Here is a 14,387-nt window from a genome sequence, read left to right as displayed (position 1 = left end):
GGGGGGGGGGGGGGTTAATACAAGCCTTGCTGGCGCATTGCGTCGGCCACTTTCACGAAGCCGGCGATGTTGGCGCCGTCCAGGTAGTTGACGTACTCGCGTTCGCTATGGCCATGGCGCACGCAATTTTCGTGGATGTCGCGCATGATGGCGTGCAGGCGGGTGTCGACCTCTTCGCGCGTCCAGGACAGGCGTGCGGAGTTCTGGGCCATTTCCAGGCCGGACCCGCCCACGCCGCCGGCATTGCTGGCCTTGCCCGGCGCGTAGAGCACGCGGGCGGCGATGAAGGCCTTTGCAGCCTCCAGCGTGGCCGGCATGTTGGCGCCCTCGGCCACGCACAGCACGCCGTTCTTGATCAGCGTTTGCGCGTCGGCCAGTTCCAGTTCGTTTTGCGTTGCGCACGGCAGGGCCACGTCCACCGGCACGTGCCAGGGACGCTTGCCCGCTTCGTACTTCAGGCCGAATTGTTGGGCATAGGTGTCCAGGCGGCCGCGTAGGTCGTTCTTGATGTGCATCAGGGCCACCAGCTTCTCATGCGTGAAGCCGGCTTCGTCGACGACGGTGCCGTTCGAATCCGACACCGTGACGACCTTGGCGCCTAGCGACATGGCCTTCTCGATGGCGTATTGCGCCACGTTGCCCGATCCCGAGACCGACACGCGCAGGCCGTCGAAAGACTTGCCGACGCGCTTGAGCATTTCTTCGGCGAAGTACACGGTGCCGTAGCCCGTGGCTTCGGGGCGGATCAGGCTGCCGCCAAAGGTCAGGCCCTTGCCCGTGAAAACGCTGGCAGTCGAATTCGACAGCTTTTTCATCATGCCGGCCATGAAACCGACTTCCCGAGCGCCCACGCCGATATCGCCAGCGGGCACGTCGGTGTCCGGGCCCAGATGGCGATACAGCTCGATCATCAGTGCCTGGCAGAAGCGCATGACTTCGGCGTCCGACTTGCCCTTGGGATCGAAGTCCGAGCCGCCCTTGCCGCCGCCCATCGGCAGCGTGGTCAGCGAGTTCTTCAGCGTCTGCTCGAAGGCCAGGAACTTCAGGATGGACAGGTTCACCGAGGGGTGAAAGCGCATGCCGCCCTTGAATGGGCCGATGGCCGAGCTGTGCTGGATGCGGAACGCGCGGTTGACCTGGGCGCGGCCCTGGTCATCGGACCAGCACACGCGGAACTGAATCACGCGTTCCGGCTCGACCAGACGCTCCAGCAAGGCGTGCTCGGCGTAGTGCGGGTGCTTTTCGATGAAAGGCCACAGGCTCAGCATCACCTCCTGGACGGCTTGCATGAATTCAGGCTGCTGCGGGTCGCGCGCGGCGACGCCACGCAGGAAGTCGTCCAGACTCTGCACTTTCAACATGATCTCCTCGGGGGCGCTTCGAAAGGGTGCGGATATGCGCCGTTTTGGGGCGCGAATTATTTATTCTGGTGCATTGATCGCACCAGCGTGGTGCGGAATTGTAGGGGCAAAATGTTGCCCTGCGCAAAGCCGCAGGCACCGCCATCGCCTTGATATCAAAGCACTTTTTACCGTCCATTAATAGGGACGCATAATTGAGGGGAAGGTTGGAATAGGGGTCGGACAAGGGGGTTTAACGCCGACCTGCATTGAATCTACAGGGGAAATTTATATGTCCCTATATTATGACGCAATGCGGATAGGGCGGAATGGCCCCGGATCCATAGGAAACAAGAGGTTCTCGACGGGGTTTGGTGTCTGCGGGTCAGCGCATCTTCCTGTTATGTGTCCCCGTTATTTCTTTGAGAAAAATCACCTGCCGCCTGGCCGGATCAGACCTGCGCCACCGCCAGCCCCGCGGCCAACGCCATCAAGATCGCGCCCACGACCCGGTCGGCCGTGCGTTGATGGTCAAGCAGAACCCGTCGCAACATCACCGACGACACCGACCACGCGACCACGCTGAACCATACCCAGTGGGCAAACGACATGAACAGTCCGTAGCCGAATTGCTGGGCCAGCGGCGTGCCCGGCGCCACCACTTGGGTGTAGGTGCTGATGACGAACAGGGTGGTCTTGGGATTCAGCGCGTTGGTCAGGAAGCCATGGTAAAGCGCTTGCCAGGGTGAAATCGGCGGTCGTGCCGACAGGTCCTGGCTGACCGGGGTGCGATTGAAGAAAGTTCGCCAACCCATGTAGAGCAGATAGCATGCGCCGGCAAGTTTGATGCCCTGCAGCACGGGCTGCGCGTAATGGGCCAGCAGACCCACGCCGAACATCGTGTAGAACACGTGGATCTGCACGCCCAGGGCGATGCCCAGCGCGCAGACCAGACCCGTGCGCCGGCCAAACAGGTAGCTATAGCGCGTCACCATCGCAAAATCGGGCCCCGGGCTGATAACGGCAAGCACGGTGATGAGGGCAACGGCGATCAATTCGGTCATGGCGGCGGCGGGCGGCGTAGCGTCCGGCAAAGCGGGGGAAGGGCGCCCATTGTGTGGCGCTGGCGCCGCGACGAAAAACGATTTTTAATGCCGGATATCGGTTAAAAAAAATCACGAATTACCATGAAACTTCCACCGCTTGGTTCGTTGCGGGTCTTTGATGCCGCCGCCCGCCACGAGGCCTTCGGCCGGGCAGCGCAGGAACTGCATGTGACGCACGGCGCGATCAGCCGCCAGATCAAGCAGCTGGAGCAGGCGTTGGGACTGACCTTGTTCGAACGCCGCAATCGGGCTGTTTTCCTGACCGATTCAGGGCGCCAGCTACTCATGCTGACGCGCAGCCTGTTCGAGCAGTTGACGGCCGGCCTGGCGCAATTGCGGCAACCCGCCGCCGACGCGCCGTTGGTGCTGTCGTGCGAGCCCACGATCGCGATGATGTGGCTGATTCCGCGCCTACCCGACTTTCAGCGGGCGCATCCCGGCGTGCAAGTGCATCTGTACGCGGCGGGCGGGCCCGTGGATTTCGCGGCGCAAGGCGTGGACGTGGCGTTGCGGCGCAACGATTTTGAGTGGGATGCCGCCTTGCACGCCGAACGGGTCTGTGATGAATGGACGGGTCCGGTCTGCCGGCCGGGCGTGGCGGGCGATGCTGGCGACGGCGGCTGGACGGGGGTGACGGCACTGGGCAGCGCGACCCGGCCGGGCGCCGGGCGCCAATGGGCCCAGGCGGCCGGCCGCAAGGCCCCGCGTCGGCCGGGGCCGGTCTATGAGCATTTCTATCTCAGCCTGCAGGCCGCCGCGGCAGGGCTGGGGCTGGCCATCGGCTCGGCACTGATGGTGCGCGACGCGTTGCGTGACCGTCGGCTGGAGGCCCCCTGCGGGTTCGTCCGCGATGGTTCGGCGTACTTTCTGTTATCGCCTCGGCCATTCCGGGACGACCCCCGGGCAGCGGTCTTCCTGGCGTGGCTGCGGCAGGAAGCGGCCGCGTCGCTGCCTGGCCCCGAAGGCGCGGGGCCGGGCGCGGATTACAGCGTGGCGTCGTAATCGATCGTCAGCGGCGCGTGGTCCGAGAAGCGCTCGTCTTTGTAGATGGCCACGTTGCGGGCGCGAGCGGCGATGCCGGGCGTCGCGATTTGGTAATCGATGCGCCACCCCACGTTCTTGGCCCAAGCCTGGCCGCGGTTGCTCCACCAGGTGTATTGGTCGGGGCGCTCGTCGACGGTGCGGAACACGTCGACGAAGCCGCGCTTGTCGAACACGTCGGTCAGCCATGCGCGTTCTTCGGGCAGGAAACCGGAGTTCTTCAGGTTGCCTTTCCAATTCTTCAGGTCGATTTCCTTGTGCGCGATGTTCCAGTCACCGCAGATGATGAACTCGCGGCCGGTGGTCTTGTGTTCGTGCATCAGGGCGTCGATCCAGGGTCCGAAACGGTCCAGGAAACGGTACTTGGCTTGCTGGCGCTCGTCGCCGCTGGAGCCCGAGGGCAAGTAGGCGCTGATCACCGACAGGTTCTTCCAGTCGGCGCGGATGATGCGGCCTTCGGGATCGAACTCTTCGCAGCCCAGGCCGATATTCACGCGTTCGGCGGCGTCGCGCAGGTAGATGCCCACCCCGCTATAGCCCTTCTTGACCGCGTGATGGAAATGGCCGGTGTAGCCGGGGGGGTGACGCAGGTCATCGGTCAGGTCCGAATCGGCGATCTTGATTTCCTGAAGGCAAAGGACGTCTGCGGCATGCTTCTCCATCCAGGGTTGCAGACCCTTGCGGAAGGCGGACCGGATGCCGTTGAGATTGATGGACGTGATGCGCAGCAAAGCGAAGCTCCTGTAGAGCGGCCGCGGGGGCCGGAACAATGCCAGGAATTTAACCGACTCGGCGCCGCCGTCCGGGAAAAGCCCTGACAACGGATAAAATGCCGGGGTTTGCCATCTACCGGATCCCTTCGTATGCCCGCCGCCACCTCTTCCGCCACCTCCCTCGATTTCGTCCGTTTTGCCCTGAACGAAGGCGTGCTGCGCTTTGGCAGCTTCAAGGTCAAATCGGGCCGGATCAGCCCCTATTTCTTCAATGCCGGCTTGTTCAACAGCGGCGGCTCGGTCGGCAAGCTGGCGCAGTTCTATGCCCAGGCGCTGTTGGATTCGGGCGTGCAATTCGACATGCTGTTCGGTCCGGCATACAAGGGCATCCCGTTGGCCACCGCGACGGCCGTGGCGTTGGCCGGCCATCCGGCCATGCAGGGCCGAAGCGACGTGCCGTTTGCCTACAACCGCAAGGAGGCCAAGGATCACGGCGAAGGCGGCACCCTGGTCGGCGCGCCGCTGAAGGGCAAGGTGGTGATTATTGACGACGTGATCACGGCAGGCACGTCGGTGCGCGAATCGGTGGAGATCATCCGCGCCGCCGGCGCCGAACCCGCCGCCGTGCTGATCGCGATGGACCGCATGGAACGCGCTGGCCCGGACGACGCGCTGTCGGCGCATTCGGCGGTGCAGGACGTGGCCAAGACCTATGGCATTCCGGTGGTGGCGATCGCGTCGCTGTCGGACATCATGGCATTGCTGCAAGACGACGCGTCGTTCGCCGAAAACCGCGACGCGGTGCAGGCGTATCGGACGAAGTACGGGGTGAAGTAAGGGGCTGAAAATAAGGGGGGGCTCGGCGAGCCCCCTTCTTCGCAAGGTAAAAGGCCGCGGCAATGTGCCGCGGCCTTGATCAGCCTGGTTCCCGTTCGGGCAGTCAGCTATCGAGCTTTTGCTTGAGCAGGTCGTTCACTTGCTGCGGGTTGGCCTTGCCGCGGGCGGCCTTCATGATCTGGCCCACCAGCGAATTGAACGCCTTTTGCTTGCCGGCCCGATACTCTTCCACAATGGCCGGGTTCGCGGCCAGCACCTCGTCGATCATGGTGCCGATGGCGCCCGTGTCGCTGATCTGCTTCAGGCCACGCGCGTCGATGATGGCGTCCGCGTTGCCGCCGTTCTCGCCGGCCCACATGGCGCCGAAGACTTCGCGGGCGATCTTGTTGGAGATCGTACCGTCGATGATGCGGCCGATCAGCGCGGCCAGCGCCGGCGCTTGCACCGGCGAATCGGCGATACCCTTTTCTTCCTTGTTCAAGGCCGCGGCGACTTCGCCCATGACCCAGTTGGCGGCCAGCTTGGCTTGGCCCGACGGCAGCGCGCGCGCCACGGCCTCGAAGTAGGCGGCCAGATCGCGGCTGACGGTCAGTTGGGCGGCGTCGTAGGCGGGCAGGCCGAATTCCGATTCGAAGCGGGCGCGCTGGGCGGCCGGCAGTTCGGGCATGGTGGCGCGCACCTCGTCCACCCAGGCAGGCGAGATCACCAGCGTGGGCAGGTCCGGGTCGGGGAAGTAGCGGTAGTCGTGCGCGTCTTCCTTGCTGCGCATGCTGCGCGTTTCGTCGCGGTCGGCGTCATACAGGCGCGTTTCCTGGACGACCGTGCCGCCGTCCTCGATCAGTTCGATCTGGCGGCGCGCTTCATAGACGATGGCGCGTTCCAGGAAGCGGAACGAGTTGACGTTCTTGATCTCGGTGCGGGTGCCGAATTCCTTCTGGCCCACCGGGCGCACCGACACGTTGGCGTCGCAGCGGAACGAGCCTTCCTGCATGTTGCCGTCGCAGATGCCCAGCCAGACGACCAGGCTGTGCAGGGCGCGGGCATAGGACACCGCTTCGGCGGCCGAGCGCATTTCGGGCTCGGTCACGATTTCCAGCAACGGCGTGCCGGCGCGGTTCAGGTCGATGCCGCTGGCGGGTGCGCCATTGGCCAGGGTGAAGTCGTCGTGCAGCGATTTGCCGGCGTCTTCTTCCAGGTGCGCGCGCGTCAGGTTGACGGTTTTTTCTTCTTCGCCCACGAAGAACGACAACGAGCCACCCACGACCACCGGCAGTTCGTATTGGCTGATCTGATAGCCCTTGGGCAGGTCGGGGTAGAAGTAGTTCTTGCGCGCGAACACCGAGCGCGGCGCGATGGTGGCGCCCACGGCCAGGCCAAAGCGGATGGCGCGTTCGGCCGCGCCGCGGTTCATGACCGGCAGGCTGCCCGGCAAGGCCAGATCGACTTCGTTGGCATGCGTGTTGGGCGCGGCGCCGAATGCGGTGCTGCTACCCGAAAAAATCTTGGAGCCGGTGGAAAGCTGGGTATGCGTTTCCAGGCCGATGACGATTTCCCAGTTCATGTCAGGCGTCCTGCTTTACTGGCGATTGCTTATGCCAGTCGGTGACTTGTTGGTAGCGGTCGGCGATGGCCAACAGGCGGCCTTCGTCGAAGTAGTTGCCGATGATCTGCAGGCCGACCGGCCGCCCCGAGCCAAAACCGCAAGGGATGGACATGGCGGGCAAGCCCGCCAAGCTGACGCCCAGCGTGTAGACGTCGGCCAGCCAGTCGGCCGTCGGGTCGTCGCGGTTGTCGCCGATGTTCTTGGCCACCGTCGGTGTGACCGGGCCCATGATCACGTCGCACTGGCCCGCATAGGCGCGCTGGAAATCCTGCGCGATCAGGCGGCGCAGGCGTTGCGCTTGCAGGTAGTAGGCGTCGTAGTAGCCGTGCGACAGCACGTAGGTGCCGATCAGGATGCGGCGCTTGACCTCGCTGCCAAAGCCTTCGGCGCGCGAGCGGCTGATCATTTCGGTCAGGTCGCCGTACTGTTCCGTCCGGTGGCCGTAGCGCACGCCGTCGTAGCGGGCCAGGTTGCTGGACGCTTCCGCGGGGGCGATGACGTAGTAGGCGGGGATGGCGAGTTCTGTGCGCGGCAGCGATACCGGTACGCGCACAGCGCCCAGCGCCTCGAACTGGGCCAGCGCGGCTTCCACCGCGGCGGCCACGTCGGCGGCCAGGCCGGCGCCGAAGTACTCTTCCGGCACGCCAATGCGCAGGCCCTTCAAAGGCTGGCTGCCGGCGGCGTCGAACGCGGCCTGAGCCGAATCGAAGTCGCGGCGGACGCGGCCGGGTTCGTTCACGGCGGCGTCGCACTTTTCCAGGCTGGTGGCATCGCGCGGGTCGAAGCCGCTCACGACGTCCAGCATTTCAAGCAAGTCGCGGCTGCTGGCGGCCAGCGGGCCGGCCTGGTCCAGGCTGGAGCCGAACGCCACCATGCCGTAGCGCGACACCGTGCCGTAAGTCGGCTTGATGCCGCTGACGCCGCACAAGGCAGCGGGCTGGCGCACCGAACCCCCGGTGTCGGTGCCGGTGGCGGCCGCCACCAGGCGCGCGGCGACGGCGGCGGCGGAACCGCCCGACGAACCGCCCGGCACGGCCGCGTGGTCCCAGGGGTTCTTCACCGCGCCGTAGGCCGAGTTCTCGTTGCCGGAACCCATGGCGAATTCGTCGCAGTTCAGCTTGCCGATGGATACGGCGCCTGCCGCGGCCAGGCGGTCGACGACGGTGGCGTCGAACGGGCTGACATAGCCTTCCAGCATCTTGCTGCCGGCAGTCGTGCGCCAGCCGCGGGTAACGAACGCGTCTTTGTGGGCGATGGGCACGCCGGCCAGCGGGCCCGCCGAACCGGCGGCCAACGCGTCGTCGGCGGCGCGGGCCTGGGCCAGCGTCAATTCAGCGTCAATATGTAAAAAGCAATTCAGGCCGCTGGCCGCCTCGGCGGCCGCCAGGGCGCTTTGCGCCAGTTCGACGGCGCTGACCTGGCGTTGGGCGAGGGCCGCGCGCAAAGCGGCGATCCCCTCGAATTGGGTATGCAAGGCAGGTTTTGTCATGGCTTAGTCGAGGACTTTAGGGACCAGGAACAAGCCTTCCTGGGCGTCGGGGGCGTTGGCCAGCAGCGCCTCGCGGCGCGTTTCCGAGCTGGCCTCGGTCACGGCGTCTTCACGCAGGCGCAGCACAATGTCCTCATGGGCGGACAGGGGGTGGGCCAACGGCTCGACGCCTTGGGTGTCGACGGACTGGAGCCGTTCGATCAAGTGGAGAATGCCGTTTAACTCGGCCTGCGCAAGGGTGCGCTGGTCGGGGGTCAGTTCGATTCTGGCCAGCCGGGCAATGCGGGCCACATCTGTGTCATTGAGCGCCATAGGGATTGCAAAATCGATAAGCGAAGGCCGAAGGGCGGGACCGGGCAGTATGTACCCGCCAATCCCGTTACAAAGCTTGAATAGCCTGCATTTATGCGCTATTTCCGGGGAAATTATAAGTTATGATTCACGGTTTAATCGCCGTGATGACAGGCGGGCCCGACGTTTTTCGGGTCAGACGCCCCACGACTTGAACCCAATTCCCCCCAGAATTTAGCTGAGCTCCCATGTTCGGATTCCTGCGCAGTTATTTTTCCAGCGATATGGCGATCGACCTCGGTACCGCCAATACGCTGATTTACGTCCGCGGCAAGGGCATCGTGCTCGATGAACCCTCCGTGGTCGCAATCCGTCATGAAGGCGGGCCTCACGGCAAAAAGATCATCCAGGCCGTCGGCCACGAAGCCAAGCAGATGCTTGGCCGCGTTCCCGGCAATATCGAGGCCATCCGGCCCATGAAGGACGGCGTTATCGCTGACTTCACGGTCACCGAACAGATGCTCAAACAGTTTATTCGCATGGTGCACCCCCGCAACATGCTGGCACCCAGCCCGCGGATCATCGTCTGCGTGCCTTGCGGTTCCACCCAGGTTGAACGCCGCGCCATCCGTGAATCGGCGTTGGGCGCGGGCGCGTCCCACGTCTTCCTGATCGAAGAACCCATGGCTGCGGCCATCGGCGCCGGCCTGGCCGTGTCCGACGCCAGCGGCTCCATGGTCGTCGACATCGGCGGCGGCACCACCGAAGTGGCGGTCATCTCGCTGGGTGGCATGGTCTATAAAGGTTCCGTGCGCGTCGGCGGCGACAAGTTCGACGAAGCTATCGTCAACTATATCCGCCGCAACTACGGCATGCTGATCGGCGAACCCACGGCCGAGCTGATCAAGAAGGAAATCGGTTCCGCATTCCCGGGTTCCGAAGTCCGCGAAATCGAAGTCAAGGGCCGTAATCTGGCCGAAGGCGTGCCGCGCAGCTTCACGGTCTCGTCCAACGAGATCCTGGAATCGCTGACCGACCCGCTGAACCAGATCGTTTCCGCGGTGAAGATCGCGCTTGAGCAAACCCCGCCCGAACTGGGCGCCGACATCACCGACAAGGGCATTGCCCTGACCGGCGGCGGCGCATTGCTGCGCGATCTGGATCGCCTGCTCCAGGAAGAGACGGGCCTGCCCGTCGTGGTGGCCGACGATCCCCTGACCTGCGTCGTGCGCGGTTGCGGCGAAGCGCTGGAACACCTTGAGAAACTGGGCGCTATCTTCATCAACGACTAATACCGCCCGCCAGCCCGGAGCCCCGCTTTTTTACGGCTCCGGCCGCTGTGGGAGCTACGGACGCGGGCGTCCGGGCTGAGATTCATGCAACGACAAGGGACCCCCCCCCTATTCAGGCGCGGCCCACCTGCGGAGGTGCGGCTGGTCGTTCTGGTCGTCCTTGCTTTGGCCCTGATCATCATGGATTCGCAATGGCGCATGCTGGAACCGGCACGCCGCGCGATGTCCGTGGCGATTTACCCCTTCCAGCGTGCGGTCATGGCGCCGCGCGACCTCGTCCAGCAAGTCAATGAGTGGGTCAACGCGGCCAACCTCATTCGTAGCGAAAACGAAGCCTTGCAGCGTCAGCGCATCGAACTGGCCCAGGTGGCCAGCCATGCGGCGCAACTGGCCGCCGAGAACGCGCAACTGCGCCGTCTGCTGGGCGTGACCGACACCGTGGCGCAATCGGCCGTGGTGGTCGAGGTCATGTACGAACCCACCAACGCGTTCACCCAGCGCCTGGTGTTCAACAAGGGCAGCAAGGCCGGCCTGGCGCCGGGCATGCCCGTGATCGACGAAGGCGGCGTGGTCGGGCAGATCGTCCGCGTGACGCCGATGACGGCCGAAGCCGCGTTGGTGACGGATGAGCAGGTGTCCATTCCCGTCCAGCTGCTGCGCAACGGGCTGCGGCTGATCGCGTTCGGCGGCAATTCGCCGGGCAAGATGGAAGTCCGTTACCTTGCCGCCAATGCCGATATCAAGGAAGGCGATACTATCGTCACCAGCGGCGTCGGCGGATTGTTCCCCGCCGGCTTGCCCGTGGCCAAAGTGACCTCGGTCGAACGCGACACCGCCTCCGGTTTCGCGCGTGCCGTGTGTGAACCGCTGGCCCATCCCGAACGCTATCGCCACTTCCTGGTCTTGCAGGTGGATGTGGCCCGCGCCGAGTCCAACCGTCAGGAGGTCGATTCCGGTGGATCGGACTAATCAATCGCAACCCAGGCGCCGCCTGGGCACCCCCAGCAATGTGCACCCCGACCGCCTGTCCGGTCCGGCTCACGGCGTCTTTGTCTGGGCCACGGTGCTGCTGGTGTGGCTGGTGTCGCTGCTGCCGTGGCGCTTGTGGCAGGGCGCGCCCGATGTGCTGCTGCTGATCATCGCTTTCTGGTGCGTGCACGAACCGCGTCGCGTGGGCCTGTTCACTGCCTTTTTCTTCGGTTTGCTGATGGACGTGCACGATGCGGGCCCGCTGGGCGAGCACGCGTTGTCGTATACGCTGGTCGCTTACGGCGCCGTGGTGCTGCATCGCCGGCTGCAACGATTCGACCTCTGGAGCCAGGCGATGCACATGCTGCCTGTCTTCTTCATCGCCCGTTTCCTGACCCAGATCATTCATGCCTGGCTTGCCGGCAAGTGGCCGGGCTGGGACTGGTGCATCAGCGTGGCCATCACCGCCGCCCTGTGGCCGTTGGCGGGCTGGGTCCTGCACTTGCCGCAGCGCGGTGCCGACGACGCCGAATCCTCCTCCGCCTGACGGCGGCGTCGCGTCATGTTCGAATTCAAGAAAACCGGCCAGCAGCAGAAGCAGCGCTTCCGCTTGCGTGCGTGGGTGGGCGGCGTGTTCGCCCTGGTGTGTTTCGGCGTGCTGGTGGGACGGTTCTGGTATTTGCAGGTCGACCGCTACGAAGGCCTGTCCGAACGCGCCGACCGTAACCGCATCGCGGTCGTGCCGATTCCGCCGCGGCGCGGCGAGATCCTGGACCGCAATGGCGAAGTCCTGGCCCGCAACTACCGCACCTATACGCTTGAAGTGGTGCCGGCCCACGCCGGCAACATGACAGAGCTGTTCGAACGCCTGACCGAAGTCGTCTACATCAGCCCCGCCGACCAGCGGCGCTTCAAGCGGCGCGCGGCGGAGTCCAGCCGCTACGCCAGCCTGCAATTGCGCAACAACCTGAACGAGACCGAGGCCGCCTGGTTCGCCGCGCACTCCTTCCAGTTCCCGGGTGTCGAGCTGCGCGCGCGATGGGTGCGCGAGTATCCGCAGGGCCTGTCCGCCGCGCACGTGGTGGGCTACATCGGCCGCATTGCGGAGGGCGACAACGAAGAGCTGGAACGGGCCGGCCAGTTGGGCAACTACCGCGGCACGGATGTCATCGGCAAGAAGGGCATCGAGAAAACCTGGGAAGAGCAGCTGCATGGCCGCACCGGCCTGGAAGAGGTCGAAGTCACGGCGGGCGGCCGCCCCATGCGCACGTTGCGGCGGATCGACCCGGTGCCGGGGTCGGACATCATGCTGTCCATCGATCTGGGCCTGCAGAAGGTGGCCGAAGAAGCTTTTGAAGGCCAGCGCGGCGCGCTCGTCGCGATCGACCCGGACACGGGCGAGGTCCTGGCCTTTGTCTCGCAACCGTCCTTCGACCCCAATCTGTTCGTGGATGGCATCGACGTGGACAACTGGCGGATGCTGAACGAATCGCCGGACCATCCGCTGATCAACCGTCCGCTGTATGGCACGTACCCGATCGGCTCGACCTACAAGCCCTTCGTCGGCCTGGCCGCCCTGGAACTGGGCAAGCGCCGCGCGACCGACCGTATTTCCGACCCGGGCTACTACGAATTCGGCGGGCAGAAGTTTCGCAACGCCGGCGGCGCCGCCTATGGCATGACCGACATGCACAAGGCAATCGTGGTGTCGTCCGACACGTATTTCTATTCGCTGGGCCCCGAGATCGGCGTGAACGCGTTGCACGATTTCACCAAGCAGTTCGGTTTTGGCCAGATCACCGGCATCGACCTGGAAGGCGAAAAGCGCGGCGTGCTGCCGTCCACGGACTGGAAGCGCGCCGCCTACAAGGACAAGGACCGCCAACGCTGGTACGCGGGCGAAACCATTTCGGTGGCCGTGGGCCAGGGCTACAACGCGTTCACCTTGCTGCAACTGGCGCAGGGCACGTCGACGCTGGCCAACAATGGCCTGTACCGCCGCCCGCACCTGGTGCATGCCGTGCGCGACCCGCGCAGCGGCGTGGCCAAGCCCACCGAATCAACGCCCGACTACCGGATCCCGCTGAAGCAGGCCAACGTGGATGTCATCAAGAACGCGATGGCGGACGTGGTGCGGGCGGGCACTGCGCGCCGCGCGTTCGCCAACGCCCCGTACCAGGCGGCCGGCAAGACCGGCACGGCGCAGGTGTTCAGCCTGCGCGGCGGGCACTACCGCGCCAGCGCCATCGACGAACGGCTGCGCGACCATGCGCTGTTCATGGGGTTCGCGCCGCTGGAGCATCCCCGCATCGCCGTGTCGCTGATCGTCGAGAACGCCGGTTGGGGCGCCAGCGTGGCGGCTCCCGTGGCGCGCAAGGTGTTCGACTACTGGCTGGCCAAAGACCGCCAGGACAAGATCGTGCGGCCGGAACGGGCCGATCCGCTCGCCTCGGTCGAAACCATTACCTCTGACGTGGTGCGCCAACAATGAAGCGCCTGGGCCTTATCCTGCTACGCGTCTTCACGGCGTTCGACTGGCCACTGCTGGCCATCCTGATGATGTTCGCCGCGTTGGGCCTGACCGTCATGCATTCGGCGGTGGGCGGCACCGATTGGCGGTTCGCCGAACAGTCGCGCAACTTCGTCATCGCGTTCCTGGCGATGTGGACGATGGCGCTCATTCCCCCCAAGTGGCTGATGAAGCTGGCCTTGCCTTTCTACGTGGTGGGCGTGGTGCTGCTGTTGGGCGTGGAGTTTTTCGGTGAAACCAGCAAGGGCGCTACCCGCTGGCTGAATCTGGGCGTGACGCGCATTCAGCCTTCCGAGATGATGAAGATCGCCGTGCCGATGATGCTGGCCTGGTACTTCCAGCGCCACGAAGGCGCGGTGCGAATCCGCGACTTCCTGGCCGCCGCCGCCATGCTGGCCGCGCCGTTCGGCCTGATCGTGCTGCAGCCCGATCTGGGTACGGCGCTGCTGGTGTTCGGCGCCGGCTTTTTCGTGATCTATTTCGCGGGTCTGTCGTTCAAGCTGCTGGTGCCGGTGATGCTGGCCGGCATCATCGCGATCGGCACGCTGGTGTATTACGAGGACCAGCTATGTGAACCGGATGTGGACTGGGTGGTGCTGCACGATTACCAGAAGCATCGGGTCTGCACGCTGCTCAACCCCAGTTCCGATCCGTTGGGCAAGGGCTTCCACACGATCCAGTCGATGATCGCCGTGGGCTCGGGCGGCGTGTACGGCAAGGGCTACATGAAGGGCACGCAGACGCACCTGGACTTCATCCCGGAACGCACGACGGACTTCATTTTCGCGGTGTACGCCGAAGAGTTCGGCCTGTATGGCGGCATCGCGATCCTGGTGCTGTATGGCCTGATGATGGCGCGCGGCCTGACGATCGCTTCGCGGGCCTCGTCGCAGTTCGGGCGCTTGCTGGCGGGGGCGCTGACGATGATGCTGTTCATCTATGTGTTCGTGAACGTGGGGATGGTGACGGGGATCTTGCCGGTCGTCGGTGTGCCGTTGCCGTTCATGAGTTACGGCGGGACGGCGTTGTTCACGATGGGAATCGCGTTCGGGATCATGATGAGCATCAGCAGACATCGGTCGGCGAAGGGTTGATGCGGGAGTGAGGTTCGTCGGGGAGGCTTGCGGGGCTTCTTCGGTGTCGCGGGTGGTGCTTCGTGGTCGCCCGTCGGCGTGG

At 64.8% G+C, this 14,387-nt stretch carries 13 protein-coding genes; 7 read left to right on the top strand and 6 right to left on the bottom strand.

The window, feature by feature from the left end:
• Positions 1–14 precede the first annotated feature (14 nt).
• The gene (gene gdhA / locus ACE039_RS06850; RefSeq protein WP_485821979.1) at positions 15–1,361 is read right to left on the bottom strand and encodes an NADP-specific glutamate dehydrogenase; all 1,347 of its coding nucleotides are present in this window, start codon (positions 1,359–1,361) and stop codon (positions 15–17) included.
• 431 nt (positions 1,362–1,792) lie between these two features.
• The gene (locus tag ACE039_RS06845) at positions 1,793–2,404 is read right to left on the bottom strand and encodes a LysE family translocator (protein WP_485821978.1); all 612 of its coding nucleotides are present in this window, start codon (positions 2,402–2,404) and stop codon (positions 1,793–1,795) included.
• Positions 2,405–2,527: 123 nt separating this feature from the next.
• On the opposite strand from ACE039_RS06845, the gene ACE039_RS06840 reads away from it, so the two are divergent.
• Positions 2,528–3,448, top strand: a complete 921-nt coding sequence (locus tag ACE039_RS06840; RefSeq protein ID WP_485821977.1) for a LysR substrate-binding domain-containing protein — start codon at positions 2,528–2,530, stop codon at positions 3,446–3,448.
• Here the strand turns inward: ACE039_RS06840 and ACE039_RS06835 are convergent.
• Positions 3,430–4,218 (bottom strand): exodeoxyribonuclease III, encoded by a 789-nt coding sequence (locus ACE039_RS06835; RefSeq protein ID WP_105555884.1) that lies wholly within the window; start codon positions 4,216–4,218, stop codon positions 3,430–3,432. The genes ACE039_RS06840 and ACE039_RS06835 overlap by 19 nt on opposite strands.
• A gap of 132 nt (positions 4,219–4,350) precedes the next feature.
• Between ACE039_RS06835 and pyrE the strand changes: the two genes are divergently transcribed.
• On the top strand, positions 4,351–5,037 hold the full coding sequence (gene pyrE, locus ACE039_RS06830) for an orotate phosphoribosyltransferase (protein WP_310035231.1): 687 nt from the start codon (positions 4,351–4,353) through the stop codon (positions 5,035–5,037).
• A gap of 103 nt (positions 5,038–5,140) precedes the next feature.
• Here pyrE and gatB read toward each other — a convergent pair whose 3' ends face one another.
• Genes gatB through gatC form a run of 3 tightly spaced genes read right to left on the bottom strand, consistent with a single transcriptional unit; the run spans position 5,141 to position 8,441 of the window.
• Positions 5,141–6,598, bottom strand: a complete 1,458-nt coding sequence (gene gatB, locus ACE039_RS06825) for an Asp-tRNA(Asn)/Glu-tRNA(Gln) amidotransferase subunit GatB (RefSeq protein WP_448708134.1) — start codon at positions 6,596–6,598, stop codon at positions 5,141–5,143.
• Position 6,599: 1 nt separating this feature from the next.
• Entirely contained in the window at positions 6,600–8,129 is a 1,530-nt protein-coding gene (gatA, locus tag ACE039_RS06820; RefSeq protein WP_485821976.1) for an Asp-tRNA(Asn)/Glu-tRNA(Gln) amidotransferase subunit GatA, read from the bottom strand.
• Between the two features lie 3 nt (positions 8,130–8,132).
• Complete coding sequence (gatC, locus tag ACE039_RS06815; RefSeq protein ID WP_046803060.1) at positions 8,133–8,441, bottom strand: Asp-tRNA(Asn)/Glu-tRNA(Gln) amidotransferase subunit GatC; 309 nt, start codon at positions 8,439–8,441, stop codon at positions 8,133–8,135.
• 227 nt (positions 8,442–8,668) lie between these two features.
• Between gatC and ACE039_RS06810 the strand changes: the two genes are divergently transcribed.
• The 5 genes from ACE039_RS06810 to rodA all read left to right on the top strand — a co-directional run bounded on the left by ACE039_RS06810 (position 8,669) and on the right by rodA (position 14,305).
• A complete protein-coding gene (locus ACE039_RS06810) occupies positions 8,669–9,712 on the top strand; it encodes a rod shape-determining protein (RefSeq protein WP_006216320.1) in 1,044 nt (347 codons plus the stop codon).
• Positions 9,713–9,796: 84 nt separating this feature from the next.
• Positions 9,797–10,681: a rod shape-determining protein MreC gene (gene mreC, locus ACE039_RS06805; protein WP_105555888.1), complete on the top strand. Its 885-nt coding sequence runs from the start codon at positions 9,797–9,799 to the stop codon at positions 10,679–10,681.
• Positions 10,668–11,228 (top strand): rod shape-determining protein MreD, encoded by a 561-nt coding sequence (gene mreD / locus ACE039_RS06800; protein ID WP_035213076.1) that lies wholly within the window; start codon positions 10,668–10,670, stop codon positions 11,226–11,228. Before mreC ends, mreD begins: the two co-directional genes overlap by 14 nt.
• Before the next feature lie 15 nt (positions 11,229–11,243).
• Entirely contained in the window at positions 11,244–13,172 is a 1,929-nt protein-coding gene (mrdA, locus tag ACE039_RS06795; protein ID WP_105555889.1) for a penicillin-binding protein 2, read from the top strand.
• Entirely contained in the window at positions 13,169–14,305 is a 1,137-nt protein-coding gene (rodA, locus tag ACE039_RS06790) for a rod shape-determining protein RodA (RefSeq protein ID WP_105555890.1), read from the top strand. The genes mrdA and rodA overlap by 4 nt, the downstream gene beginning before the upstream one ends.
• Positions 14,306–14,387 lie beyond the last annotated feature (82 nt).

It is taken from the genome of Achromobacter maghribensis, from assembly GCF_057334215.1.
The sequence above is the reverse complement of the archived record's forward strand: the minus strand, read 5'-3'. Positions and strand labels throughout refer to the sequence as shown.

Excerpts from the sequence above, each read along its gene's own strand:
- gdhA (WP_485821979.1), bottom strand. The coding sequence starts at position 1,361 with ATGTTGAAAGTGCAGAGTCTGGACGACTTCCTGCGTGGCGTCGCCGCG.
- ACE039_RS06845 (WP_485821978.1), bottom strand. The coding sequence starts at position 2,404 with ATGACCGAATTGATCGCCGTTGCCCTCATCACCGTGCTTGCCGTTATC.
- ACE039_RS06840 (WP_485821977.1), top strand. The coding sequence starts at position 2,528 with ATGAAACTTCCACCGCTTGGTTCGTTGCGGGTCTTTGATGCCGCCGCC.
- pyrE (WP_310035231.1), top strand. The coding sequence starts at position 4,351 with ATGCCCGCCGCCACCTCTTCCGCCACCTCCCTCGATTTCGTCCGTTTT.
- gatB (WP_448708134.1), bottom strand. The coding sequence starts at position 6,598 with ATGAACTGGGAAATCGTCATCGGCCTGGAAACGCATACCCAGCTTTCC.
- gatA (WP_485821976.1), bottom strand. The coding sequence starts at position 8,129 with ATGACAAAACCTGCCTTGCATACCCAATTCGAGGGGATCGCCGCTTTG.
- gatC (WP_046803060.1), bottom strand. The coding sequence starts at position 8,441 with ATGGCGCTCAATGACACAGATGTGGCCCGCATTGCCCGGCTGGCCAGA.
- ACE039_RS06810 (WP_006216320.1), top strand. The coding sequence starts at position 8,669 with ATGTTCGGATTCCTGCGCAGTTATTTTTCCAGCGATATGGCGATCGAC.
- mreC (WP_105555888.1), top strand. The coding sequence starts at position 9,797 with ATGCAACGACAAGGGACCCCCCCCCTATTCAGGCGCGGCCCACCTGCG.
- mrdA (WP_105555889.1), top strand. The coding sequence starts at position 11,244 with ATGTTCGAATTCAAGAAAACCGGCCAGCAGCAGAAGCAGCGCTTCCGC.
- rodA (WP_105555890.1), top strand. The coding sequence starts at position 13,169 with ATGAAGCGCCTGGGCCTTATCCTGCTACGCGTCTTCACGGCGTTCGAC.